Source organism: Variovorax flavidus (assembly GCF_030317145.1).
GTDB classification, from domain to species: Bacteria; Pseudomonadota; Gammaproteobacteria; order Burkholderiales; family Burkholderiaceae_C; genus Variovorax; species Variovorax flavidus.
Map to the genome: position 1 here is coordinate 270,123 of NZ_JASZYE010000003.1, position 25,265 is coordinate 295,387.

General features: G+C 66.2%; 21 protein-coding genes. 8 read left to right on the forward strand and 13 right to left on the reverse strand.

The features are described from left to right. Positions 1-70: 70 nt before the first annotated feature. Both frc and oxc read right to left on the reverse strand, forming a co-directional pair. Positions 71-1,330 carry a formyl-CoA transferase gene (gene frc, locus QTH90_RS16565; RefSeq protein ID WP_286665662.1) on the reverse strand — a complete coding sequence of 420 codons (1,260 nt, stop codon included), beginning with the start codon at positions 1,328-1,330 and terminating at the stop codon, positions 71-73. 28 nt (positions 1,331-1,358) lie between these two features. Then, the gene (gene oxc / locus QTH90_RS16570) at positions 1,359-3,095 is read right to left on the reverse strand and encodes an oxalyl-CoA decarboxylase (protein ID WP_286665663.1); all 1,737 of its coding nucleotides are present in this window, start codon (positions 3,093-3,095) and stop codon (positions 1,359-1,361) included. 124 nt (positions 3,096-3,219) lie between these two features. Between oxc and QTH90_RS16575 the strand changes: the two genes are divergently transcribed. Beyond that, positions 3,220-3,828, forward strand: a complete 609-nt coding sequence (locus QTH90_RS16575; protein ID WP_286568101.1) for a Crp/Fnr family transcriptional regulator — start codon at positions 3,220-3,222, stop codon at positions 3,826-3,828. Between the two features lie 15 nt (positions 3,829-3,843). Here the strand turns inward: QTH90_RS16575 and QTH90_RS16580 are convergent, their stop codons facing one another. The 6 genes from QTH90_RS16580 to QTH90_RS16605 all read right to left on the reverse strand — a co-directional run bounded on the left by QTH90_RS16580 (position 3,844) and on the right by QTH90_RS16605 (position 12,653). Next, positions 3,844-4,680 (reverse strand): cytidylate kinase family protein, encoded by an 837-nt coding sequence (locus QTH90_RS16580; RefSeq protein ID WP_286665664.1) that lies wholly within the window; start codon positions 4,678-4,680, stop codon positions 3,844-3,846. Positions 4,681-4,693: 13 nt separating this feature from the next. Continuing rightward, positions 4,694-6,223: a tripartite tricarboxylate transporter permease gene (locus QTH90_RS16585; protein ID WP_286665665.1), complete on the reverse strand. Its 1,530-nt coding sequence runs from the start codon at positions 6,221-6,223 to the stop codon at positions 4,694-4,696. Positions 6,224-6,244: 21 nt separating this feature from the next. Continuing rightward, positions 6,245-6,766: a tripartite tricarboxylate transporter TctB family protein gene (locus QTH90_RS16590; RefSeq protein ID WP_286665666.1), complete on the reverse strand. Its 522-nt coding sequence runs from the start codon at positions 6,764-6,766 to the stop codon at positions 6,245-6,247. An 81-nt stretch (positions 6,767-6,847) separates the two neighbouring features. Beyond that, the gene (locus QTH90_RS16595) at positions 6,848-7,888 is read right to left on the reverse strand and encodes a Bug family tripartite tricarboxylate transporter substrate binding protein (RefSeq protein WP_286665667.1); all 1,041 of its coding nucleotides are present in this window, start codon (positions 7,886-7,888) and stop codon (positions 6,848-6,850) included. A gap of 218 nt (positions 7,889-8,106) precedes the next feature. Continuing rightward, positions 8,107-9,288, reverse strand: coding sequence for an NAD(P)/FAD-dependent oxidoreductase (locus QTH90_RS16600; protein WP_286665668.1), 1,182 nt, complete (start codon positions 9,286-9,288; stop codon positions 8,107-8,109). Continuing rightward, positions 9,255-12,653, reverse strand: coding sequence for a LodA/GoxA family CTQ-dependent oxidase (locus QTH90_RS16605; RefSeq protein ID WP_286665669.1), 3,399 nt, complete (start codon positions 12,651-12,653; stop codon positions 9,255-9,257). Before QTH90_RS16605 ends, QTH90_RS16600 begins: the two co-directional genes overlap by 34 nt. Positions 12,654-12,870: 217 nt before the next feature. On the opposite strand from QTH90_RS16605, the gene QTH90_RS16610 reads away from it, so the two are divergent. Further along, a complete protein-coding gene (locus QTH90_RS16610) occupies positions 12,871-14,022 on the forward strand; it encodes a serine hydrolase domain-containing protein (RefSeq protein ID WP_286665670.1) in 1,152 nt (383 codons plus the stop codon). A gap of 29 nt (positions 14,023-14,051) precedes the next feature. Here the strand turns inward: QTH90_RS16610 and QTH90_RS16615 are convergent, their stop codons facing one another. Continuing rightward, positions 14,052-14,330 (reverse strand): GIY-YIG nuclease family protein, encoded by a 279-nt coding sequence (locus QTH90_RS16615; RefSeq protein WP_286665671.1) that lies wholly within the window; start codon positions 14,328-14,330, stop codon positions 14,052-14,054. A 164-nt stretch (positions 14,331-14,494) separates the two neighbouring features. Here QTH90_RS16615 and QTH90_RS16620 point away from each other — a divergent pair, with 164 nt between their 5' ends. Then, positions 14,495-14,737: a hypothetical protein gene (locus QTH90_RS16620; protein ID WP_286665672.1), complete on the forward strand. Its 243-nt coding sequence runs from the start codon at positions 14,495-14,497 to the stop codon at positions 14,735-14,737. Positions 14,738-14,910: 173 nt separating this feature from the next. Next, complete coding sequence (locus QTH90_RS16625) at positions 14,911-15,468, forward strand: hypothetical protein (RefSeq protein WP_286665673.1); 558 nt, start codon at positions 14,911-14,913, stop codon at positions 15,466-15,468. A 136-nt stretch (positions 15,469-15,604) separates the two neighbouring features. On the opposite strand, the gene QTH90_RS16630 is transcribed toward QTH90_RS16625, so the two are convergent. Beyond that, positions 15,605-16,570, reverse strand: coding sequence for an ABC transporter substrate-binding protein (locus QTH90_RS16630; RefSeq protein ID WP_286665674.1), 966 nt, complete (start codon positions 16,568-16,570; stop codon positions 15,605-15,607). Positions 16,571-16,868: 298 nt separating this feature from the next. Between QTH90_RS16630 and QTH90_RS16635 the strand changes: the two genes are divergently transcribed. Beyond that, a complete protein-coding gene (locus QTH90_RS16635) occupies positions 16,869-17,924 on the forward strand; it encodes an ABC transporter substrate-binding protein (protein WP_286665675.1) in 1,056 nt (351 codons plus the stop codon). Between the two features lie 65 nt (positions 17,925-17,989). On the opposite strand, the gene glmS is transcribed toward QTH90_RS16635, so the two are convergent. Continuing rightward, positions 17,990-19,870 carry a glutamine--fructose-6-phosphate transaminase (isomerizing) gene (gene glmS / locus QTH90_RS16640; protein ID WP_286665676.1) on the reverse strand — a complete coding sequence of 627 codons (1,881 nt, stop codon included), beginning with the start codon at positions 19,868-19,870 and terminating at the stop codon, positions 17,990-17,992. Positions 19,871-20,007: 137 nt separating this feature from the next. Between glmS and QTH90_RS16645 the strand changes: the two genes are divergently transcribed. Further along, entirely contained in the window at positions 20,008-20,481 is a 474-nt protein-coding gene (locus tag QTH90_RS16645) for an Lrp/AsnC family transcriptional regulator (RefSeq protein ID WP_286665677.1), read from the forward strand. A 135-nt stretch (positions 20,482-20,616) separates the two neighbouring features. Here QTH90_RS16645 and glmU read toward each other — a convergent pair whose 3' ends face one another. Next, complete coding sequence (gene glmU, locus QTH90_RS16650; protein ID WP_286665678.1) at positions 20,617-22,041, reverse strand: bifunctional UDP-N-acetylglucosamine diphosphorylase/glucosamine-1-phosphate N-acetyltransferase GlmU; 1,425 nt, start codon at positions 22,039-22,041, stop codon at positions 20,617-20,619. Here glmU and QTH90_RS16655 point away from each other — a divergent pair. Both QTH90_RS16655 and QTH90_RS16660 read left to right on the forward strand, forming a co-directional pair. Continuing rightward, positions 22,040-22,924, forward strand: coding sequence for a DUF6279 family lipoprotein (locus QTH90_RS16655; RefSeq protein WP_286665679.1), 885 nt, complete (start codon positions 22,040-22,042; stop codon positions 22,922-22,924). The two genes, glmU and QTH90_RS16655, sit on opposite strands and share 2 nt — an antisense overlap. 97 nt (positions 22,925-23,021) lie before the next feature. After that, positions 23,022-23,954: a hypothetical protein gene (locus QTH90_RS16660; protein ID WP_286665680.1), complete on the forward strand. Its 933-nt coding sequence runs from the start codon at positions 23,022-23,024 to the stop codon at positions 23,952-23,954. 13 nt (positions 23,955-23,967) lie between these two features. On the opposite strand, the gene QTH90_RS16665 is transcribed toward QTH90_RS16660, so the two are convergent. Further along, the gene (locus QTH90_RS16665; protein WP_286665681.1) at positions 23,968-25,239 is read right to left on the reverse strand and encodes a polysaccharide biosynthesis protein; all 1,272 of its coding nucleotides are present in this window, start codon (positions 25,237-25,239) and stop codon (positions 23,968-23,970) included. Positions 25,240-25,265 lie beyond the last annotated feature (26 nt).

Sequence of the window (25,265 nt, forward strand, 5' to 3'; positions counted from 1 at the left end):
AAACGAAAACGGCACCCATCGCGGGTGCCGCCCAAGGACACATCGACCGTGCGACGACGTGTCCCGGCGGTCACACCGCCTTCGTTGAGCGCAACTCGCTGATCTGCGAGCTGCTGTAGCCCAGCTCGGCGAGGACTTCGTCAGTGTGCTCGCCCAGCAGCGGCGAAGCCGTGATCTCGGGCTTCAGGTCCGAGAACTTGATCGGGCTGCCCACGGTGTAGTAGCTGCCGCGTTCCTTGTGCGGCACTTCGACGATCGAGCCGCTGGCACGCAGCGACGGGTCGTGCAGCAGTTCCTTCATGGTCAGCACCGGCGCGCAGGGGATGTCGAACTTGCGCAGGATGTCCACCGCCTCGAACTTGGTCTTGTCGGCCAGCCATCCCTCGATGGTCGCGAAGATGTCGGTGATGTGCGGCTGGCGCGCCTTGGGCGTCATGTAGTCGGGGTCGGTCTTCCACTCGGGCTTGCCGATGGCATCGCAGATCGGCGCCCATGCGTGCCCTTGCACGGTGAAGTAGATGTACGCATTGGGATCGGTCTCCCAGCCCTTGCACTTGAGCACCCAGCCCGGCTGGCCGCCCCCGCCTGCATTGCCGCCGCGTGGCACGACGTCGCTGAAGGTTCCATGGGGGTACTGCGGGTACTCCTCCAGATAGCCGAGTTTGTCCAGGCGCAGCTGATCCCGCATCTTCACGCGGCAGAGGTTGAGCACGGCGTCCTGCATCGCGCAGGCCACGCGCTGGCCCTTGCCGGTCTGCTCGCGGCCAATGATGGCGGTCAGGATGCCGATGGCGAGATGCATGCCCGTGTTGCTGTCGCCCAGGGCGGCGGCGCTCACGGTCGGCGGGCCGTCCCAGAAGCCAGTGGTCGAGGCCGCGCCGCCAGCGCACTGCGCGACGTTCTCATAGACCTTGAGGTCGTCGTAGTGGTGCCCGTCGCTGAATCCCTTGACCGAGGCGACGATCATCTTGGGGTTGAGCTCCTGGATGCGCTCCCATGTGAAGCCCATGCGGTCCAGCGCGCCGGGGCCGAAGTTCTCCACGAGCACATCCGACTCGCGGATCAGCTTCTCCAGCACGAGCTTCCCTTCCGGCTGCTTGGTGTCCAGCGTCAGCGAGCGCTTGTTGCTGTTGAGCATGGTGAAGTACAGCGCATCGACGTCCGGGATGTCGCGCAGTTGCGTGCGCGTGACGTCGCCGGAGCCCGGGCGCTCGACCTTGATCACGTCCGCACCGAACCAGGCGAGCATCTGGGTGCACGCCGGCCCGGCCTGCACGTGGGTGAAGTCGATGATCTTGATGTTGCTCAGTGGTTTGTGGTTGCTGCTCATGTTCACGATCTCCTGGGTTTGACTTGAATTACTTCTTCTTCGCCGCGCTGGGGTTCAGACTGGTGATGCGACCGCTCTCGGTGCCGGCGGTCTCGTCGATCACGGCGTTGATCAGCGTGGGCTTGCCGGAAGCGATGGCTTCGGCCAGGCCGCGCTGCAGTTCGTCCGCGGTCGTGGCGTTCACGCCGACGCCGCCGAAGGCTTCCATCAGCTTGTCGTAGCGCGCGTTCTTGACGAACACGGTCGGCGCAACATCCGCGCCGCCGCTGGCGTTGACATCGGTGCCGCGGTAGACCCCGTTGTTGTTGAAGACGACGACGCAGACCGGCAGGTTGTAGCGGCAGATCGTTTCCACCTCCATGCCGCTGAAGCCGAAGGCGCTGTCCCCCTCGATGGCGATCACCGGCTTGCCGGTCACCACCGCCGCGGCGACGGCAAAGCCCATGCCGATGCCCATGATTCCCCAGGTGCCCACATCGAGGCGCTTGCGCGGCTCGTACATGTCGACAATGCTGCGGGCGAAGTCCAGCGTGTTGGCGCCCTCGTTGACGACGATGGCGTCGGGCCGCGCCTTCACCGCATCGCGGATCACGCTCAGCGCGCTCTGGAAGTTCATCGGCGAGGGCCGGGCCGCCAGGGTCACAGCCATCTTCGACAGGTTCTTGTCCTTGCGCTCGTCGATCGCGGCGGTCCAATCGGCCGGAGGCTTGGCCCAGCCGCTGCCCATGCCCGCGAGCAGCGCCGCGACGCAGGAGCCGATGTCACCGATCACCGGCGCGGCAATGGCGACGTTGCTGTCGATTTCCGTCGGCGCGATGTCGACCTGGATGAACTGCTTCGGCCCGCCCCAGGTCTTGCCCTTGCCGTGCGACAGCAGCCAGTTGAGGCGTGCGCCGATCAGCATCACGACGTCGGCTTCCTGCAGGACGTAGGAGCGCGCGGCCGCGGCGGATTGCGCATGCGTATCCGGCAGCAGGCCCTTGGCCATCGACATCGGCAGGTAGGGGATGCCGGTCTGCTCGACCAGCGCGCGGATGTCGGCATCGGCCTGCGCATAGGCGGCCCCCTTGCCCAGAAGGATCAGGGGCTTCTTCGCCGACTTGAGCAGGTCGAGTGCGCGCCGCACTGCGTCGGTCGCAGGAATCTGCCGGGGCGCGGGGTCGACCACGCGGATCAACGACCTCTGGCCGGCGCCAGCCTCCATGGTCTGGGCAAACAGCTTTGCGGGCAGGTCCAGGTAGACACCGCCCGGCCGGCCCGACACCGCGGCGCGGATGGCCCGCGCGATGCCGACGCCGATGTCCTGCGCGTGCAGCACCCGGTAGGCGGCCTTGCACAGCGGCTTGGCAATGGCAAGCTGGTCCATCTCCTCGTAGTCGCCCTGCTGCAGGTCGACGATCTCGCGTTCGCTCGACCCGCTGATCAGGATCATCGGGAAGCAATTGGTGGTGGCATTGGCCAGCGCCGTCAGGCCGTTGAGAAAGCCCGGCGCGGAAACAGTGAGGCAGATCCCCGGCTTCTGCGTGAGGAAGCCCGCGGCTGCCGCCGCATTGCCCGCATGCTGCTCGTGGCGGAACGAAATGACCCGGATGCCTTCGGCCTGCGCCATGCGGGTGAGGTCGGTGATCGGGATGCCGGGCAATCCGAAGATCGTGTCGATACCGTTGAGCTTGAGCGCATCGATGACCAGGTGGAATCCGTCGATCGTCGTCGGTTCTTCTTGTTCTTGCGAGGTTGCCGGCGGGGTGGCCAGGACAGCGGACATCATGTCTCCTTGAGTTCAAAACCGTGTGTCGTGGCAGGACTATCATTCGGCGTCCCCTGTCCGGCCGTTGACCTCGGTCAACTTTCGGAAAATCAGAACGCGGGGAAAACCCCACGAGAGCGAAGTGACCCTTCTTTCGAATCACCCAGAACACAACGTCATTCGTGTCCAGCTTCGGCAGAACGTCCTGCTCAAGGACTTGAGCGACAGCGACCGCGCCGAGCTGGAGGCCCACCTCACCATCGTGGACGGCAACAAGGGCGAATTCCTTCTCAGTCAGGGCGTGCGCGAGATGGAGCAGTACTTCATCCTCGACGGCATCCTCAAGCGGGTCGTGAGCAATGCGCAAGGCAAGGAGATGATCCTGCGCTTCGCCAACGAGCACGACATGGAGACCAGCTACGCCGCCTTTCGGCTGGGCACGCCCACGCCCTACGGCATCGTCTGCGTGACCAAGGCGCGCGTCGCGAGCCTGCCCTTGCAGGAATGGGTCGAGTTCCTGAAGAAGCGGCCGCACGCGAAGGAACTGTTCGAGTTCACGGTGATGCGGGGGATGAGCGAAATCATGGCGCACACCATCACCCTGCACCTGCTGGATGCGCCCGGACGCGTGCACCGCTTCATCCGCAAGCACGCGGAGCTGATGGACCGCATCCCCAGCAAGGAACTGGCCTCATACCTCAACCTCTCGGCCGAGACGCTCAGTCGGCTCAAGAAGCGCGGCAAGATCTGATGCGCGGCGGTCCGCTCAGGTCTGCTTGGACGACGCGAAGCGCCGTGTCGTCGCCATCAGCTTGAGCTGGTTGTCGACGTCGGTGACGCCGGCGACGTCCGCGGCGACGCTTTGCGTCTGTGTCCGCTCTTCATCGTCGAGCACGATGCCGCGCAGGGTGATGCGCCCCTTGTTCGCCTCGACGGTGATGCTGATGGCGCGCGTCGCCGGATGGTCCTTCAATGCCACGCGCACGCGCGCCGCCAGGGCCATGCCGGACAGGAGCGCGCGCGACTCGGCGGTCTCGGCAAACTCCGGACGGCGCATCAGAAGACTGATCTGCTCCACGCAGCTTTGCACCGAAACCCGGTCGGTGTTCAGGACCAGGTCGTAGAGCAGCGGGTCACCCCAGGTGACGCCGAACTGCTCGTGCATGCGCGACGCATGGGCCTGGTCGCTGCGGCGAATCTCGGCCTCGGCGAATTCGGCGTCATCGGTTTCGAGATCGCGCATCAACCATTCGACGCGCTTGCGCAGCGAGCGCGTGATCCGCACCGACACCACGTGCGGCACCGGGCGCAACAGGCAGGTTGCACCCCAGCCCCGCAGTACGACATCGCCGCGGTCGGCCAGGTCGTACAGCTCCTCGGCCGTGTACAGGGCCACGCTGCGCTGGTCGGTGGTCAGGCGCTCGACCAGCCCTGCCTTGCCCTCGCGCAGGCGGCCGATGAGGCTTTGCGGCACGTGCATCCGGTTGGCCACGTGCTCGGCGATCTCGTGGCGCACGATCTTCAATCCGAGGGACTGGGCAAGCTCGACCGAGACGTCCTTGGCGAGCGAACCCATCTCCTGTGTCATGGCGATGACTGGCATGTCGGCTCCCTGTTCAATCCAGCGGACGCTCGGCGGCCAGCTCGTCCACCTTGATCGGCCTGATCAGCCCCCAGGCCTTCGAGATCAGGGGCCAGAACAGCAGCGTCAGCGCGAGTGTCGTGATCGTGCCGACCAGCGGGTTCGAGAACATGATCATGACGTCGCCCTGCGAGACCAGCATCGCCTGCCGGAACGAGTCCTCGGCCTTGTCGCCGAGCACGAGTGCGAGCACGAGCGGCGCCAGCGGGAAGTCGAGCTTCTTGAACAGGTAGCCCACGATGCCGAAGCCCAGCATGAACCAGATGTCGAGCATCGCGTTGTGCACCGTGTAGGCGCCGATGGCACAGATGACAATGATGACCGGCGCGATGATCGAGAACGGAATGCGCAGGATCGACGCGAACAACGGCACCGTGCTCAGGACCACGATGAGCCCGACGATGTTGCCGAGGTACATGCTGGCGATCAGGCCCCAGACGAAGTCCTTCTGCTCGACGAACAGCAGCGGGCCCGGCTGCAGGCCCCAGATCAGCAGGCCGCCCAGCAGCACGGCTGCCGTAGGCGAGCCGGGAATCCCGAGCGCCAGCATCGGCAGCAGTGCACTAGTTCCGGCAGCGTGCGCCGCGGTTTCCGGCGCGACGACACCTTCCATCTCGCCGGTGCCGAACTTGGCCCCCTTGCGCGACATCTTCTTCGCCAAGCCGTAGCTCATGAACGAAGCCGGGGTGGCGCCGCCCGGGGTGATGCCCATCCAGATGCCGACCAGCGCGCTGCGCAATGAGGTGACCCAGTATTTCGGGAGCTGCTTCCAGGTCTCCAGCACGACCTTGGGGTCGATTCTGGCGGACTTGCCGGAGAACTTCAGCCCCTCTTCCATCGACAACAGGATTTCGCCGATGCCGAAGAGGCCGATCACGGCGATCAGGAAGTCGAAGCCACGCATCAGTTCGTCCTGGCCGAACGTGAGCCGCAACTGACCCGTCACGGTATCCATCCCCACGCTGGCCAGCGCGAAGCCGAGCGCCATCGACGCCAGGATCTTGAAGGGCGACCCTTTCCCCATCCCGACGAAGCTGCAGAAGGTCAGGAGGTACACCGCGAAGAACTCGGGCGAACCGAACTTGAGCGCGAACTTGGCGACCAGCGGCGCCATGAAGGTGATCATGACGACCGCGACAAAGGCGCCCACGAACGACGAGGTGAACGCAGCCGTCAGCGCAGCGCCGGCGCGTCCGTTCTGCGCCATCGGGTAGCCGTCGAAGGTGGTCGCCACGGACCACGGCTCGCCGGGAATGTTGAACAGGATCGAGGTGATGGCCCCGCCGAACAACGCACCCCAGTAGATGCACGACAGCATGATGATGGCCGAGGTCGGCGACATCGTGAAGGTGAGCGGCAGCAGGATGGCCACCCCGTTGGCGCCGCCCAGGCCGGGCAACACGCCGATGAGCACCCCGAGAATGATCCCGACGAACATCAGGAGGATGTTCATGGGGGTGAGGATCACCGAAAAGCCCTGTATCAGGGCACTGACTTCTTCCATGGTGTGCGTTCTCCTAGGAACTCAGTAGCCGAGAAAACGAAGGGGGTCGAGCGAGCCTTTGAAGAGCGGCACCTTGAACCACACTTCGAACATCAGGAAGAAGACCACGTTGACGACAACCGCCACCAGGGTGCTCTTCACGGGGGAGTAGTGGCCCAGGAAGATCATGAACAGCGCGATGTAGATCGCCGATGCAACGTACAGCCCGAGAAAGGCGACAGCGAGCACGTACACCGTTGCAGGCAACAGCACCGACATCACCCGCTTCAACTGCACCGGATCGACGAACACCTCGGTGTTCCTGTTCTTGCCGAGCACGGCCTGGTAGAAGATTCCCACGGCCGACACGACCACGATCACGCCGATCCAGAAGGGGAAGTAGCCAGAGCCCGGGCCATCGCTGGTCCAGCCGGCACCCAGCCGGCGGCTCTCGACGATCACCACGATGCCGATGGCCAGCAGGACCAATGCGATGACGGCGTCGACCACATAGGTCGCGATGCCAGTGCGCGGGGCGGCAACCGAATCTTCGCTCTGCTCCATGGAGCCTCCAATCGATAGGGGGAGAAGACGGGCGGGGTGCCTTGGACACACGCCCGTGGGGACGGCCGGCAGGACGCCGGTCTACTTGCTCGCGCCTGCCATGAATCCGGCTTCGGTCATGAGCGTGCGATGGGTCGCCTCGGCCTCGCCGAGCCACTTGGCAAAGGCGTCGCCGGTCATGAAGGTCGGGTTGAAGGCGCCCTTCTCCATGTATTCCTTCCAATCCGGCGTCGCGGTGATCTTGGTCAGCAGATCGACATAGAAGGCGCGCTGCTCGGCCGTCACGCCGGAAGGCATGAAGATGCCGCGCAGCATCGTGTAGTCGGTCGGCACGCCGGCCTCCTTGCAGGTCGGGATGTCATTCCAGGACATGGTGTCGGTGACCTTGCCCTTGAACGGCATGCGCTGGGCGTCGAAGACGCACAGCGGGCGAAGCTGGCCGGCCCGCCACTGGGCCACCGCCTCGATCGGGTTGTTCACGGTCGAGTTGATGTGATTGCCCACCAACTGCACAGCGACCTCGCCGCCGCCCTTGAAGGGCACGTAGATGAACTTGGTGCCGGTCGCCTTCTCGAGTGCGACCGTGATGATCTGGTCTTCCTGCTTGGAGCCCGTGCCGCCCATCTTGAACTTGTTCGGCCCCGCCGCCTTGACGGCCGCGATGTACTCGCTGGCGTTCTTGTAGGGCTCGCTGGCATTCGTCCACAGGACGAACTGGTCCAGCGCCATCATCGCGACCGGACTCATGTCCTTCCAGTTGAAGGGCACGCCGGTCGCCATGGGCGTGGTGAACAGGTTCGACAGCGAAATGATGATCTTGTGCGGGTCGCCCTTGGCTTCCTTGACCGCCAGGAAGCCTTCGGCGCCGGCGCCTCCCGACTTGTTGACGACGATGAGCGGCTCCTTCATCAACTTGTGCTTGACGATGATGCCCTGCATCAGGCGCGCCATCTGGTCGGCCCCTCCGCCTGTCCCGGCAGGAACGATGAACTCGACGGGCTTGGTCGGCTCCCACGCAAAGGCGGGCGCTGCCACTGCAAGCAGTGCCGCCATGACCGAGACGGCGACGGCGGAAGTCCTTGCGGCGCGAAACTGCGGGCGCGAGAAGAGGCTCTTGATCATGTTGTCTCCTGTAAGTCGTGGAATCACGTTGTTCTTTTTCGCGGAACCTGATCCCAAGTTCCGATGGGTGCTGATGCTGCGACGCCAATGGCGGAATGCGGCTTGACCGTGGTCAATTTTTCGAAGAATCGGTATCGGGGTTACCCGCAGCGGCACGGCCACGACGGGCTCGTGCGCCCCCGCACCGGCGAGCGCCGGCAGCGCCGGAGCAAGGTCGGCTAGAGCGCGGCGGCGTGCGGCTTGTCGATGGCCGCAGCCGGACCGGCAGGGGCTCGTGAGCGCCGCCGCCAGAACGGAGATTCGAAGCGCTGCTCGACCGCGTAGTGCTGCGCCCGCTCGATGAGGTAGTCCGTGCACTCGCTGTCGCGAACGGCGTCGAAGGACGCGATCAACTCATCCACGTGTGCGGGCCGTTCGATCGCTTCACCGATGACGGTGGCCGCTTCGCGCGCGTGCCGAAGCGCTCGCAGCACGCCACTGCCGGACAGCGGATCCACGGCCAGCGAGGCATCGCCCACTGCCAGCCACGGCCCCGGTGCAGGCACCGTCGGACGCAGCAGCCGGTGGCTGTGGGCAAGGTGCACCCGCGGCGCGCCGCAGGCCGCGGCGTCCACGCGGCATCGCGTGGCCACGCTGCGTGCCATGGCTGCACGCCATCCGTCCGCGCGATGCAGGGCGGCGCGGGCGCACAGGTCGCCGTCCGTCATCAGCATCGCGATCGTGGACGGTGCCGGGCCGCCGGGCAGCGGGGCCGAGTACCACCACCCGTCTTCCACCGCCTCCACGAGAAGGTGATGACGTTCGGCATGGCCCGGGTCGGCACATACCGCCGCGATGCCCACGAGCGAATCGAACAGCATCCGGCGCGCACCGATGCCCCGTGCGATGCGCGCGCTGCGCCCGGTCGCGTCGACGATCCAGCGCGAGCGCCACACGTTGCCTCCGGCGTGGACGCACCATGCCGTACCGTCGTGCCGCACGGCGCGCACCCTGCAAGCCTCGATCCACTGCACGCCGGTTTCCCGTGCGGCCTCGGCGAGCATGAGGTCGAAGGCAGTACGGTCGACGTGCCAGCCGCTGCACCACGGGCTGGTCAGGTGCGAGCGAGCCTGCGCTGCGGGCTCGCCCCAGATGCTTCGGGTGCCCCACGACGGCAGCGGCTTCAGCGCCAGGAAGCGGTCCCGCAGGCCGAGGCCGAGAAGCTCGGGTTGAATGTCGGGCGAGAGGCTTTCGCCGATGCGCGCGCGATCGAAGCGGGATGCCTCGATGAGCACGACCTTGCGGCCGTCGAGTGCCAGCCGGCGTGCCAGCGCCGCCCCGGCCGGCCCGGCGCCGACGATCGCCACGTCCTGCAGTTCAGCCGCGTTCATCGGTCGGTGCGCGGCGCGTCGTCGCGGCATGCGCCCGCCATGCACTTGCGGAGCTGGCGCAGGTCGAGGCCAGCCTCCAGCAGGCGCTTCTCGAGTTCGGGCGAGATCACGCCGCCCTCCTTCAGCACGCACGCCACCCAGTCGCACAGGTCGTGGTGTGCGCCTCCGCCCGGCGGCCGGCCGCCGCCCTCGGCATCGCGGTCCCCGCCGCGCCAGACCGCCACCGTCAGCGTGCGCTCTCGGTTGAAGGCCTGACCGGCGCGGCTGCGGCCATGCGCGCGCACCCGCAGCCGGTAGACGCCTCCGGAATCCGCGCGGAACTCGGCAGCAAAGCGGCCCGCCTCCGTCTCCTGCAGGGGGACTTGCAACCGGCTGCCGTCCGGGCGCGTGATCTCGACCCAGACGCTGCTCGGGCTTTGCAGCGGCACGGCCGATTGCGTCAGCGTCGCGGCCAGCCGCACCATCGCACCCGGCTCCCACCCGCCCTGGTGCGCTTCCGCTTGCAGGGAGATGTCGGAGTAGCTGTGCACCACGAGGCTGTAGGGCAGCGTGCGGCGCTGCTCCGTGTCGCCTGCGCCGACACCGGCGAGCCGCGGGATGGCGCCTGCCGGCGCACCGCGTTCATAGTCCTGCGCCACCTCGAAGCTGCGCAGTTGCTCGTTGGGCAGGGCTGCGGGCCTCGGCGGTCTCGCGCGCTGCCGCGCGTCGGCGTGCAGGCCGCGCAGGATCGACAGGTCGATGCCGTCCTCGCGGCCCTCCGTCGGCCTGGTGCGCGGCCGGCCGATCGTCAGCACCGCGTGCCAGGTGCCGGCCTGGTCGAATCGCATCGGCAACAGCTGTGTGGGCAGCACGAGGCGGTAGTAGGCGACGCCGCGGCCGAGCACCCAGCGCATGGTCGGCTCGCTCATCGCGCGCCACGGCTCGATGATGCGACCCGAGGGCGCCTGCAGCCGGAAGTCGAGCAGTTCCGCGAAGGGACTCAGCAGGATCACGTCGACGCCGGCATCCGCATCGGTCAACTGGAAGGGTATGCGCTGCACCTGCCCCGGTGCGATCTCGCCGTCGGGGTCGAGCACGACCTCGGCGTTGCCGACGCCGGCCAGGATCTGGAGGAAATACTTCTGCAGCAGGAAGCGGTTCTGCTGGCCGATCGCGCCGGTGATCAGCAGGAAGCCGCCGTTGTTGCCCGAGATGTTCTGCAGGGCCGCCGCACTGGTGTTCTGCGGCGTGCCCAGTCCGATCGCGTAGGTGTGTTCGTTGATCTCCGGCGCCACGTCCGCGATCCAGCGCGGTTGGTTCTCGATGCCGTCGGTCAGCACGACCAGCGCCTTGACGTCGAAGGTGCCTGCGCTGTCCAGGATCTGGCGGCCTTCGAAGATGCCGTCGCCGATGCTCGTCGCGCCGGCCGGATCGAAACTGTTGCCGCGGATGAGATCGATGGTGTCGGCGCGGTTCGTGTCGCTGATGCCGCCGGCGCCGAGCATCTTGACGGGTTGCACGACCTGCGCGTCGCTGTCATAGCGGACCAGACCCACCCCGTCGCCCTCGAGCATCACGTCGACGAAGATCTCGGCCGCCTGCTGCAGGGAGGCATGCTTGGTCTGGCCGTCGCCGCGGTCGTCCGACATGCTGCCGGAGCGGTCCAGCACCAGGGCGACCGCCGCCGTCTTGCGCGCGATGGTGTTGGCGTCGATGGTGATCGTCCAGCTCTGGCCGCCGGTGGCCTGCACCGTGACGGTCTGCGTGGGGATCGACGACGGCGCCGCGCCGGTCCGGTAGATGACCCACAGCTGCGCGGTGGCGATGCCGGCCCCGCCCGTCGGCCCGACGGTGACGCTGGTGTTGCCCGGCAGCAGCTGCGCATGCGACAGCGCGCCCCCGGGCGCATAGTCGAAGGTGACCGAGGCACTCGGCGCGCTGACCTCGAAGGTGATCGCGAGGGGCTGCTCGCGCACCATGCCCATCGGTCCCTGCGGCACGTCGATGAAGTGGAGGTGCGGGGTCAGCAGCGTGATCGACGCCGTGTCGCAGCGCTCGACTTCCACGTGCTGGGCACCCTGCTCCACCACGAAGCCGAGCTTGTGCCAGTTGGCGACCATCTCCTCGTAGTTGGTGACGCCGCGCGCCCAGTCTTGCGCAGTGGTCGTGCCCTCGGGTGTGACCATCGACGGTCGCGGCACGGGCCACCAGCTGCCGGCGCAGTCCTTGAAGTCCGCCTGCCACGGCAGGGCCATCGAAGCGCTCATCGTGCCGGGCAACACGCTCGCTTGGTCCACGCGAAACGCCTCGACATAGTTCGTGGCGAACAGGATCGGCCGGTTGGAGGGATCACGGCCGCCGGCCTCGATGCCGGGATAGAACGAACCGCCGACGCAGGCCTCCAGCGCCGCGCGGTCCAGTCCCCCGGGGGTGATGTCCGGCTCGACCACCGGCGCGACGCCCCAGTCGTTGAGGAAGTTGCCGGCCTCCCAGCGTTCCAGGTGCGCCAGCTGGATCTGCGTCGGTCCGGGGTCGGACCCCGCCAGCGCCGGCATGTTGCCGTTGGGCCTCACGCGGCTCAGCACCGCGGTGCGTACCGCCGGGTCGAGCACCGGGTCGGCCCAGGTGTGCTTCGACGCATTGACGGGATAGACCCACCGGATGTCGCGCGCACGCTGCAGGAAGGGCTGCACGTCGCGCGTGTACGCGGTCGTCGTCGGCTCGGTCGCCAGCCCTGCCGTGGCCATGGCTTGCAGCAGGCGGTCCCACAGGGTCGTGGGGGTGTCCTGATGCGGCGCGAACTTCGGCGGCGCGGTGATGACCCAGGCGCCCGTGACGGCTGGCGTGCTGCCGTCCGCGTTCAGGGTGATCGAGGCCGATACCGGACCGTCCGCGATGTCATCGAACCATCCGACGTTGCCCCAGAAACTGACGATTGCATTGCCGCCCGGCGAGGCGGACCGGCCCGAACCGGCGAGGACCAGCAGGCGGTTCTGCGTGTCGCTGCGGATCTCGCCGAGCGCCACGGCCGTCGTCGGCTCGCCGGTGAAGCGGATCGTGCCGGTGTCGAATAGCTGCTGCTGGTTGGGGCCGTTCGTGCTGCGCGGGCCGGGGTCGATCACGAGATCGCCGGCCGGGTCGTTGCCACGTCCGGGGTAGGCGGCCTTGCGGTTGGCGAGATGCACGGTCCAGCTGATCTCGGCCTCGGCATCGGTCACCTCGTTGAAGCTGCCGTCGTCGTGATGCGCGAAGACGCGGAATCGTGCCGCTTGCCGCTTCACGCGGCACTGGGAGTCCTTGAAGCCGCCGCTCGGATCGGGCCGCTCGCCGATGCGCTCGGGCCCGATGAAGAACTCGTCGCTGTTGCCGACGCGCGCGATGCCGATCGCGGGATGAATGCGGTAGGTGGTCGCCATGGTCTCTCCCCTGCTCTGGTGTCCCGGGCGATCAAGTCCGGGAGACTCATTAGAGGCGCCGTCCACGGCGAACTGCATCCACCGAATTGGCGATGTGCGGACGATCGGGCGTGAGCGGCGTGGCCAGTGCAGCCCGCCTGTTTGGGCGCAGAATGTTCCGCCCGTTCCCGCACGAATCCGCCTGCGGGCTCACCTCCCCTGAACATCGGAGACGACCATGGCATTCAACGGTTCGGCCATCGTGGCACTACTGGACAGCGCTGTATCGAAGGGTGCCCTGCACGGCGTTGCGGCGGTGGTGGTCGACCGCAACGGACAGCTGTTCCATCATGCGGCCGGCGAAGCGGGCGAGCGCACCTTGTTCCGCAACGCTTCGATGACGAAGGCCGTGGCCACGACGGCGGCACTGCAGCTCGTCGAACAGGGACGGCTGAGCCTCGACGCCACCGTTGAATCCATCCTGCCGGAGTTCGGCGAGCTGTCCGTGCTGGACGGCTTCGACGGCGACAAGCCCATCCTCCGGCCGCCAGCCAGCAAGGCCACGGTGCGCCAGCTCATGACGCACTCAGCCGGCCTGGGGTACTTCTTCCTCAACGACAAGCTGCTCCGCTACCACGCCCTGACAGGGGAGCCCAACCCCCTGTCGGGCCTGAAGCGCAGCCTGTCGGTGCCCATGGTCAACGACCCGGGCACCGCGTGGGAGTACGGCGTCAACACCGACTGGCTCGGGCTCGTCGTCGAGAAGCTCTCGGGGCAGAGTCTTGGCAGCTACCTGCGGCAATTCATCTACGGCCCGTTGGGCATGAACGACTCGACCTTCGCACCCGGCGCCGAACAGCGCGAAAGGCTGCTGCGCGTGATGCAGCGTCAGGCCGACGGCAAGCTCGCGCCCTCGCCGCACGACTTGCCGCCCACCTCGGAGTGGGACGCCGCCGGCCACGGCTCCTACGGAACGGCGCAGGACTATGGCCGCTTCGTGCAGGCCTGGCTGAACGACGGCGCGGGCATCCTCAATCCCGCCACCGTGCAGATGGCGCTGCAAGATCACCTGAGCCCCATCCAGCTGCCGACGCTGCTGAAGTCCGCGATGCCCGAGCTGTCGAACGACGTGCCTGCGCTTCCGGTTCCGCAGTCCTGGGGCCTGGGCTTTCATCTCACGCTGGCCGACCTGCCGGGCATGCGCAGCAACGGAACCGGCGACTGGGCCGGCGTCTTCAACTCCTACTACTGGATCGACCGCACGAAAGGCATCGGCGGGATACTGATGACGCAGGTGCTGCCCTTCTTCGACATGCCGGTCGTCGAGACACTGGTCGGTTTCGAGATGGCGGTGTACGAGCAGGTGGGCGCTGCAGTACCCGCGGCTTGACTCGCGTCGTGGCGAGCGCAAGAACCTGACTATGCGACGGCGTCGAAGAACGCCAGCTTCCTGTCGCGCGGCAGTGCCTTGAGCCTGAGTTCCGCCCGCAATGCATCACCCTTGCTGGGATATTCGCGGGCCGCAAGCACCCGCACGGGAGGCCGCGCGCGGGTGAATCTGGCGCCCAGTCCGAAGACATGCTGGAAGAAGCGCTGTTCCACGTCGAGCGCGATTCCGGCGTAGTACACGCCGTCCTTGCATTCCAGGAGGTAGAGCCAATAGGGCTTCGGTGGCAGGTCGGTCAGGGCTTGGGGCACGCTTCGATTGTGCAGCGGGCACGGCGCCTGAATAGCCGCCCGCCTGCTGTATGAGCATGCAGTATTCCTTCCCGCATATCGCTTCAGGCGCCTTCCCAATTTCCACCGCACTCCTAAACTGGCCCCATAGAAATGAGAACCTATTTCGTACTAGGAGAGGCTTCATGGAACCGTTCAATGATGATGCAGCCCAGTTGAGGGCCGCGGCGACGAGAGCAGACGCATTGGCCCGCCGGGCACAGCGCGCAGCGAACGAGGCATTCAGGGTGTTCCTGAAGGACGACGGCGCTCCCGCGCCCGACCAGGCCATCGAAGCGGCGAAGACAAGCGCCCGGGCGGCCCAGGAGGCGTGGCGCAACTACGTGCAATACATCGCTCTGCACGGCGGGCATCTGCACCTTTGCTAGTTTCGCGGTCGCCCCGGCCGATGGCGGGGCAACGCGTGAATTCCGTCAGGTTCGCGCCCGTGGATGTCGCGTCGGCGCCGTGGCGCGGCTCCCGTTCCCATTAAAGTCGCCCCTTCATACAGAGGCGGAGTGGCAGCGCGGAGCTCGCATAGGGCCTGACTTTCGCGCGCAGCATGAACTTGAAGAAACTTCGGATCACAGGCCCGCACGGCGTGAAGTACAAGCTCGGCGACCCGATGCTCGTACACGATGGCACGGAACTGCTTTGCACCCTGGACCCGGTGCCGGTCAGCCCGTCGGGGTCGGAGATTCGCGTCGAGCATTTCACGCCGTCTCTCGGAGAGGTCGAGGAAGGCCGTCATCTGGGGCGGCTCGTCTTCCTGGAGATCTGCGCCTTCGTCGTCGAGCACTTTCACCAGGTGCAGGCGGTGAGCTTCGCTTTCTCGCGTCCCGTGGAGCTTCTCGCCGGCGGATCGCAACACGCGGCCGATCGGGCGGAGATCATGCATCGCATCGGAATCGACAACGTTCGGGTCGCCCCCGTGCCCTCGGCCATCCCGGGGCACTTCGTCGTCACCGGCGTCTGGATCTACAGCGAACGAAACATGGCCGCCTTGAACGAGGTCCTCGGCGAACTGCGCGAGCTGTATCGCGATCGTCCGATCGGCACCGACCCCAAGGGCGGGGTCGGGGTGCTGAAGCGCATCGCTTCGCGGTGGCGCAAGCAGTAGAAGGGTTGCACCCGATTCCGCGGCGAAGCGTCCCGTCGCTGCGTGAAGTCGAACGACTGCAACCGGCCTGAAGCCCGCGTTTTGCAGCCATGGACCGGGACGGCGCGATGCGACCCGCGATCGATACCTAGAGGCCTCAATGGATCAACTGGGCCCGTATCAGCAGCGACTTGTCAATGTTGATTCCCAAGGCCCTGGCGGTCGTCATGTTGATCGTGAGATCGAACTTCATCGGCATCTCCACCGGCAGATCGCTCGCGCGCGCGCCGCGCAAGATTCGATCCACAAAGGTGGCAACGTGATGATGAAGCACCTCCACGCTGGGGCCGTAGGCCATGAGGCATCCAACTGCTGCCATCTCTCGCCACTCACAAAGTGTCGCTAGGCGATTCCGCAAGGCAAGCGCCGCAATGGCCTCGCGATCGTCGAAAAAAGTCGGGTTGGACACGACAAAGAGTCCCGCCGCCCGGCTCGCAGCTTGCGATATCGCCGACTCGTAATCCTTGGCGCCGTGGACTTCGAATACGAGCAGCTCTTTCCCCAGTGAACGGGCGGCCACATTCGCCGCCTCGACTTGACCCGGGCCTGCCGTATGCCCGGTCTGCGTGAGGATGGCGATGGGCCTCGACCCTGGCAGCACTGCGCTCAGGAGTTCGAGCCGTTTTCCAGCGATGACATCCGAGATCATGGCGACGCCTGTAATGTTGCCTCCGGGGCGTGCCAGACTGGCGACGAATCCAGATCGCACCGGATCTACCGAGGTCATGGCCATCACTATCGGGATCGTTGACGTAGCGTTCCTGGCGGCCTGAATCGCCGGTGGACTGGCCGCCACGATGACCTCGACCTGCAGCCTCACGATGTCGGCTGCCATGATTGGCAGCAGGTCAAGGCGGCCTCTTGCCATCCTCACCACCAAGACTGTATTGACCCCCTCGACGTAGCCCAGCTTTTGCATTGCTTCTTGAAAATGCTCAAGGTCAGCGGCTGCCGAGATATAGCCGTTGCGGTGGACCTTTGGAGGCTTCTGCGCACCGCCTTGGGCATACATGGCCTCAGCCCCGCAACACAGGGCGCCGATCAACAGCGTGCGCTTCAGCATGTCCTCTCCTCTCGCACAATCGCAACCGGCGAGCGCCCCATCGCGCCTCGAGAGCGTAGCCCGAACTAAGCGCAACCACAATCTCTCCCGCCACCGAACCCTCCATCAGCGCACCTCCGAAATCGCGAAAGCCTCGCCCCCGAACCCACTCGGCGTGCGAACCAGGGGTACCGATGGCCTTTCCGCTGGCGCAGAATGGCCAATTGCAGTCCCGCACCCCTCAAGTTCGATTCCGGCGACCAAGCAATTGATCTGAATGACGTTTCGCGTACGTCGCGAACCCGTTCAAGGACAAGTGATGCCTGAAAGACGCTCGCCTGCTGATGCTGAAATAGCACAAGAGATTCCTGCGAGCAGTTCGAGGGAGGACCGCCGCCGCTGGATGCTCGCGCTGGTCGTCAGCGTCTTCGCAGCGCCGACATGTGCCGGCGCGCAGACCCGCAGCCGTAAGCCACGGATCGGGGTCCTTTCGTATCCTGGCACCCCCTCCGATGCCGACCCAGACCCCCGCTTTGCCGGATTCAGACAAGGATTGCGAGAACTGGGGTATCTGGAAGGAGAAAACATCCTGGTCGAGGTCCACGATGCCAAGGGTCAAACGGCCCAACTCGCGGGGCAGGCCGCCGGGCTGGTTCAATCGAACGTGGACCTCATAGTCGCCTTTTCTCCACAGGCGCGCCAAGCCGCGAAGAAGGTCACCAGCAGCATTCCAATCGTGACGGTGTCCGGCAACGATCCGGTCCAGGAGGGCTGGGCCCAATCCATCCCGTTTCCCAGCTTCAACATGACAGGCTTTACTGTCGTGCGCCCCGAATCCATTCGGAAGTCGTTTGAATTTCTGAAGGAAGCGTGCCCAGGGCTGATCCGGGTGGCCCAGTTCTATGAGCCAGTCGGAGTAGGGGACGCGGAAATGATGCAGCTCAATGCCGGCGCCCGGCGGCTGGGGGCGGTGCTAGGGTTGGAATTTCAAGTCCTGGAGGTCGGAGGATCGAAGGACTTCGACGCAGCGTTCAGCCTCGCGCGGCAGGGCGAGGCCCAAGCACTCTTTGCTACTTCCCTGTCTTACCGGTCGCGTCTCGCAGAGCTCGCCTTGCGCGACCGTTTGCCGTCGATCAGCGTGTTTCCACAGATGACGCAGGCGGGATTCCTGATGAGCTACGGCACCGACATCTTCGACCTTGCTCGACGCTCCGCGAGGCATGTTGACAAGATTCTCAAGGGGGCGTGGCCTGGCAATGTGCCGATCGAACAGCCTGACAGATTCAAACTGAGCATCAACCTCAAGACTGCGACGGCACTGGGCATCTCGATTCCGCGGTCGCTCCTGAGGCGCGCGGACGAGGTGATCGAATAACTGCGGGACGCGCCAACTCCATTTATGCAATCACGCCGCCCCTCCTCTCTCGCAGGCTGCGCGCCCTATTCCACCGTCACGCTCTTCGCCAGATTCCGCGGCTTGTCCACATCCGTCCCACGCGCACATGCCGTGTGATACGCCAGCAACTGCAGCGGCACGACGTGCAACAGCGGCGACAGTGCCCCGTAGTGCTCCGGCATGCGGATCACGTGGATGCCCTCGCTGCTCTCGATGTGCGTGTCGCCATCGGCCAGCACGTAGAGCACACCGCCGCGCGCGCGGACTTCCTGCAGGTTGCTCTTGAGCTTTTCGAGCAGCGAGTCGTTGGGCGCCACGGCCACCACGGGCATCTCGCTCGTGACCAGTGCGAGCGGGCCGTGCTTGAGTTCGCCGGCCGCGTAGGCCTCGGCGTGGATGTAGGTCACTTCCTTGAGCTTGAGCGCGCCTTCTAGCGCGATCGGGTAGTGCAGGCCGCGGCCGAGGAAGAGTGCGTTCTCCTTGCGCGCGAAGTCTTCCGCCCAGCTGATGATCTGCGGCTCCAGCGCGAGCACGGATTGCAGCGCCACCGGCAGGTGCCGCATCTCCTTCAGGTAGCGCGCCTCGTCGGCTTCAGGCAGGCGGCCCTTGGACTGCGCCAGCGCCAGCGTGAGCAGGAAGAGCCCCGCGAGCTGCGTCGTGAAGGCCTTGGTCGATGCCACGCCGATCTCCACGCCGGCGCGCGTGATGTAGGCCAGCTTGCACTCGCGCACCATCGCGCTGGTCGCGACGTTGCAGATGGTGAGGGTGTGCTCCATGCCTAGCGATCGGGCGTGCTTGAGCGCGGCCAGCGTGTCGGCCGTCTCGCCGGACTGGCTGATGGTCACGACCAGCGTCTTCGGGTCAGGCACGGAGTCGCGGTAACGGTATTCGCTCGCGATCTCGACCTGCGTCGGGATCTTCGCGATGCTTTCGAGCCAGTACTTGGCCGTGCAGCCGCTGTAGTAGCTGGTGCCGCAGGCCAGGATCAGCACGTTGTCGATCTCGTCGAAAACGCGCCAGGCGGCAGCGCCCGGTGCGCCGTCGGCACCGATGCCATCGAAGAGCTCGGGGACGATGCCTTCCACGCCTTCGAGCGTGTCCGCGATCGCGCGTGGCTGCTCGAAGATTTCCTTCTGCATGTAGTGGCGATACGGTCCGAGTTCGGCCGCGCCGCTGTGCGCCTGCACCGTGCGCACGGCGCGGCTGACAGGCTTGTGTGCGCGGTCGACGATCCAGTACTTGCCCGGCTGGAGGTCCACCACGTCGCCCTCTTCGAGGTAGACGATCTGGTCGGTCACGCCGGCCAGCGCCATGGCATCGCTCGCAAGAAAGTTCTCGCCCTCTTCCTTGCCGACGCCAAGGATCAGCGGCGAACCGGCACGTGCACCGACCACGCGATGCGGCTCGTCGCGGCAGATCGCGGCGATGGCGTAGGCGCCCTGAAGTTGCTTGACGCTCGCCTTCACGGCTTCGAACAGGTCACCGTCGTAGTGGCTGTCGATCAGGTGCGCGATGACCTCGGTATCGGTCTGGCTCGCGAAGACATAGCCCTTGGCCTGCAGCGCGGCGCGCAGGGATTCGTGGTTCTCGATGATGCCGTTGTGCACCAGCGCCACCCGCCCGGGCCGCGCGACTTCCGCATCCGTGCCAGGGCCGTGGCTGAAATGGGGATGCGCATTGTGCACCACGGGCGCGCCGTGCGTGGCCCAGCGCGTGTGGGCGATGCCGGTGGTGCCTTCGATGCGGTCGTCCCGCACCTGCGTCAGCAATTCGGCCACGCGCGAAGTGGTGCGGGCGCGCTGCAAGCCACCCGCGTAGACCGCCACGCCGCAGGAGTCGTAGCCCCGGTACTCGAGACGCTGCAGGCCCTGCACGAGGACGGGAACGATATTGCGACCGGAAACGGCGCCGACGATGCCACACATGGGAACTGCTCCTGCGATTGAAAGTTGAGCGATGGTAGGTCGACGTGACTGAAAGTTTTAATCAGTTTTCTGACACTTTTGATCTGATATTTCCCATTTGACAGTAAGTGAATTTATATTCCATCATTGTCTTGGTGATGAAATTTTCAGACTTGGATTCAACCGATCTGCGGCTGCTGGACGCGCTGCAAACCGACGCATCCCAAAGCAACCAGTCACTCGCGGAGCGCTTCAGCATCTCGCCGCCCACCTGCCTGCGCCGGGTGCGCCGCCTTCGCGAGGGGGGATGGATCGAAAGCGAAGTCGCGATCCTGAGCGCCGACCGCGTCGGCCCTCTGCTCACGGCCGTGGTCGAGGTCTCGCTGGACCGGCAGGACGCCTCGGCGCTCGACGCCTTCGAGCAGCGCGTCGCCCCGGACGACGCGGTGCAGCAGTGCTATCGCGTCTCGCCCGGCCCGGATTTCGTTCTCGTCGTCACGGTGCGCGACATGCCGGCCTACCAGGCGCTCGCGCAGCGCCTCTTCACCAACGACGCCAACGTGCGCAACGTGAAAGCCTTCTTCAGCATCAAGCGCGCCAAGTTCGCCCCCCGGGTGCCCCTGCCCACCTGAAACCCCCCGTCAAGCGCACTGAGCAAGGGGGGGAGCGAGTCCAGAACCACCGCGGAACCGGCTCCGCCGGGCCGCTGGTGTTGCCCCCCGGCAGGGGGTAGGCGGCTACACGCAGTGAGCAAGCCTGGGGGCGAGCTACTTCTTCGGCCGCTGCCAGTTCGCGAAGCTCGTTTGACGCGCACGCGAGATCGTCAACGCACCCGGCTCCGTGCTCTTGGTCACCGTCGACCCCCCTCCGATCGTGCCGCCGGCACCGATCGTGACCGGTGCGACCAGCACGCAATTGCTGCCCACGTGCACGTCGTCGCCGATGATCGTGCGGTGCTTGAAGGCGCCGTCGTAGTTGGCCGTGATGCTGCCCGCGCCATAGTTGACGCGCTGGCCGACCGTGGCATCGCCCAGGTACGCAAGGTGGTTCGCCTTTGCGCCCGCGGCGAGGGTCGAGTTCTTGACCTCGACGAAGTTGCCGATGTGCACCTCTGCCCCGAGCCGGGCACCGGGCCGCAGCCGTGCGAACGGCCCGACCAGCGAGCCCGCGCCCACTGTCACGCCGGCCTTCTCGCCGTCGATGTGGGTGAAGGGATGGATCACTGCCCCGGTCTCGATGCGCGCATTGGCGATCACGCAGTTGGCCCCGATGCGCACGCCGGCGCCCAGCGACACGGCGCCTTCGAAGACGCAGTTGACGTCGATCTCGACATCCGATTCGCAGGCCAGCGTGCCGCGCAGGTCGAAGCGCGCCGGGTCCGCCAGCCGGACGCCCTGCACCATCAGCGCGTCGGCCTGGCGCCGCTGGTAGGCGCGTTCGAGCGCCGCGAGCTGCGTCGGGCTGTTGACGCCAGCCACCTGCAAGGCGTCGTCGGTGCGGTGCGCGACGACCGGAACGCCGTCGACGGTGGCAAAGCCCACCACGTCGGTCAGGTAGTACTCGCCCTGCGCATTCTTGTTGTCGAGCCGGACGAGCCAGGATCTGAGGAGGCGCGTCGGCACGGCCATGACACCGCTGTAGACCTCCCGGATGGCGCGCTGGGCCTCGTTCGCGTCCTTCTCCTCGACGATGGCGAGCACTTCGCCTTCGGCCTCGTGACCCGGCGCGCGGATGATGCGGCCGTAGCCCGTCGGCTCGTCGACGCAGATGGTGAGCAGCGCCAGGCGCCGGCCCGCGCTCTCGGCCACCAGCGCGCGCAAGGTGGCGTCGCCGATCAGCGGCACGTCGCCCGACAACACCACGACCGTGCCATCGTCCGGCAGGAGCGGCGCGGCCTGCTGCATGGCGTGGCCGGTGCCGAGCTGCGGCACCTGGCGCGCGAACTGGGGCGCCACGCCCGCCACGGCGCCTTCGAGCGCGGTCTCGACATCCGTCGCGCCATGGCCCGTCACCACGACCACATTCCGCGCGCCGATGCGCCCTGCGGTATCGATCACGTGCGCGACAAGTGCACGCCCACCCAAACGATGCAACACTTTCGGCAAGCTGCTCTTCATGCGCGTGCCTTTTCCGGCCGCCATGATGACGACGTCGACGGGTCCCTGGTTGTTGTCCTGCGGAGTCTGATTCATGCCTTTTTCCCTGATTCGTTGCGCAAAGCTGGCGCGAATTATCGGTGTGCTGGTTCTCGGTGCCGCGCTGGCGGCGTGCAGCGCGGTCAAGCTCGCGTACAACAACCTGCCGGAGGTCAGCTATTGGTGGCTCGACGGCTATGTCGATTTCGACGGCACGCAGACCCCTCGGGTGCGCGACGAACTGGACCAGCTGCTGGCCTGGCATCGCCAGAACGAACTGCCGAAAATCCTGGGCCTGCTCCGGAAGGCACAGACGCTGGCGCCCGGCGACGTGACGGCCGCGCAGACCTGCGACATGGTGAACGAGATCCGCACCCGGCTGCTGGCCCTGGCGGAACGTGCGGAACAGGCCGGCGCCGAGGTCGCGGTGAGCCTGACCGAATCGCAATTGCAGCAACTCGAACGCAAGTACACGCGGATCAACGCGGACTACCGCAAGGACTGGCTGGAGCGCAGCGTCGAGAAACAGCATGAGAAGCGCTACGAGAAGTTCGTGGAGCGCAGCGAGGACTTCTACGGCCGGCTCGATGCGGAGCAGCGCGACCTGCTCAGGCAGCAGGTGGCGCGGTCCGTGTTCGATCCTCAGGAACTCGATGCGGAGCGCAAGAGGCGCCAGCGGGAGGCGCTGACGCTGCTGCGCCGCTTCAATGCCCAGAAGACGCCGCCGGCCGAGGCGCAGGCGGCGATCCATGCCTACGTGTTGCGCATCGCCGATCCGCCGCCCGGGCCATGGCGTGACCGGCAGCAGGCGTTGCAGCAGGAGGCCTGCCATGACATCGCCGAGTTCCATAACCAGACCAGCGCAGCGCAGCGCGACAAGGCGATGCGCCGCCTGCAGTCGTACGAGAACGATGTGCGCGACCTGGCCGCGTCGCAATAGCAGCGTGGTCGCCTGGAATACGCCAAATGGCACATGAAAAGTGCCGCGACAAAGTACAACATTTGTTTACACTTGGCGCGCACTCACTCGTCCATCCATGAACATCACGCTCTGCACGCTCTTCGAGGGGAACTACCATTTCGGCGTTGCGGCGCTGTCGAATTCGCTGATCGCCGCGGGCTACGAAGGCGACCTGTGGGTCGGCTACCGCGGGGTGCTGCCGGGGTGGATCGTGGACTCGCCGGCTTTCGACCGCGCCACCGGGCAGTTGCAAGTCGCGCCCACGCTGAAGCTGTGCATGGTCGAACTCGACACGCCGCTGCACTTCACCTACTACAAGCCCACCTTCATCCGCGAGATGTTCGAGAAGCATGCGCCGGCCACGGCCATGGTCGCGTACATCGACCCGGACATCGTCCTGAAGTGCGACTGGCCCGCCTTCACGGGCTGGTTCACCGAAGACGGCATTTCGCTTGCGGAAGACGTCAACTGGTGCTTCCCGGCGCGGCACCCCAAGCGCCTGCTATGGAACCGCTTCTTCGAGCCGCACGGCGCGACGCCGCGGCGCACGCTGGAGCGCTACTACAACGCCGGCTTCATTGCAGTCTCGCGCCAGCACCTGGAATTCCTGGACCTGTGGCGCCGCCTGTGCGACCTGGTGGTGGCCTACAACGCCAACTCCAGGCAACTCAAGTCGGGCGGCTCGGCGGCCCTGTTCCATTCGACGGACCAGGACGCTCTCAACTTCGCCCTCACGGTCTGCGAGGCACCGCTCAACACCGCCGGCCCGGAGGCCATGGATTTCGCGCCCGGCGGCTACTATCTTTCGCACGCCATCGGCTCGATCAAGCCCTGGCACGGCGGCCACATCCGCCTGGCCTTGCGCGGCCGCCCGCCCACTGCCGCCAGCAAGTGGTACTACCACTTCGCCAACGCGCCGATCAAGGTGTATTCGGACGGCGAACTCGCCAAGCGCCAGTTCGCGCTGAAACTGGCCGCTGCCATCGGCCGCGTCTACAAGCGCGGCTGACGCCGGGGCGGCGTCAAGCCAGCCTCCATTGCCACCAGCGCAGCGCGAGCAGCGTGTACTGGTAGCCGAAGTTGGCCACGCTGGTCGCGATCGCAAAGCCCAGGACCGAGCGCAGGTCGCTCACGCCCACGATCGCGAGATACAGGACCTGCGTCACCAGCGTCGCCAGGATGCTGTAGCTCTGGCCCGCCGTCGCGCCGCGCACCGTCATCGTCCGGAACGCGAAGCCCGAAGCGTTCTGCAGGATCGAGGACAGGAACACCATCCACACCAGCGGCTCCATGCTGCGGTACTTCTCGCCCAGCAGCAGGATCCAGTACTGCGGAAAGTACACCGAGGTCAGCAGTACCAGCGCCATCAGGAACAGATAGACGAGATGCCCCTGGAGCAGCATGGTGCGCAGCCGCTGCCCCTCCGGCGCGCGCGCGATGACGGGGAACAGCAGGATGTTCGTGACCCGGTCCACCACGATGAGCACCATGGCCAGCCGGCCGAAGGCGCCTACCTCCGCCACCATGTTCGAGGTGCCGAACATCGAGACCAGGAACACCGTGATCACGCCCTGCACCTGGTAGAAGATCGCCGGCAGCACCAGGGGCTTGGCGATCTGGATCACCTGTGCATCCACGCGCCGGGCGTCGTCGCCTTCCAGCCGCGTGTTCACGATCTCGCGCGACCTGAACTCGGTGCGATAGAGCAGCACGCTCACCAGGCTCGCGGCAGCGGTGGCCGCCACGATGCCGGCCACGGACCACGAGGTCATCGGCAGCAGCAGCACTGCGCCGACGAAGGCGATCCGCACGAAGTGCGACGAGAACCCGATGCGGTTCAGGGTGGAGATGTGGCCCAGGATCAGCAGCACCGTGCTCGCGTAGTGCTCCCGCAGGCTCAGGAGCACGATGACGATCATGAAGGCCGAGGCCAGCAGATAGCCGCCGCCGCCCCAGCCGTGCTCGCGCGAAGTGACGAACCAGTACGGCGCGACGATGGCCAATCCCACCCCCAGCAGCAGCCAGCGCTTTCGGAAGACCTGCTGGCAGGCGCCGACCACCCACGGAACCTCGTTCGTGCGCTGCCCGACCACCGGCAGGCAGCAGTGCGCCAGCCCCAGGTCGGTCACGCCGAGGATCAGCGTGATGCAGGCCACCAGGAAGGTGTAGGCGGCGTACTGGTCCTTCGGCAGAACATTGACGATGAGCAGGCCGGCGATGCCGCCGACGGCCACGCCAAAGGTTTCGACACCGCCAACCATGGCGATCTGGCGCAAACGGGCAAGAAGCTTCACGGGCGGGCGGCGTCGGTCATGTGAAT